This window comes from Rahnella perminowiae, from assembly GCF_019049755.1.
Classification (GTDB): Bacteria; Pseudomonadota; Gammaproteobacteria; order Enterobacterales; family Enterobacteriaceae; genus Rahnella; species Rahnella perminowiae.
In genome coordinates this window covers 1-255 of the sequence record NZ_JAFMOS010000012.1, presented here as the reverse complement: position 1 = coordinate 255, position 255 = coordinate 1, and the positions used below count along the sequence as shown (strand labels likewise).

Below are 255 nucleotides of genomic sequence, written 5' to 3'. Positions count from 1 at the left end.
GCCGGGCACATCGTCAACGCGGGCAGTACCCTGCAGGCCGGGAGCCAACTGACAGCAAAAAGCAGCGGCGGGCTGGATAATCTTAGCGCAGGGCTTATTGCCTCCAACGGCAGCCTGCAACTGAGCGCGCTGGGAGATATCAATCACATTGGTTCGTCGATTTCCGGACAGACCGTTGCGCTGCAATCCGTGACCGGGGACAGCAATAACGTCACCCAGGCGAAGCAGTGGACGGCCGCGCCGACCACCAGCAAA

The 255-nt window shown here is 61.2% G+C and carries 1 pseudogene; it reads left to right on the top strand.

From position 1 onward, the window contains the following. Positions 1 to 255 (top strand): annotated as a pseudogene (locus J1785_RS00050) (hemagglutinin repeat-containing protein); the annotation flags it as partial.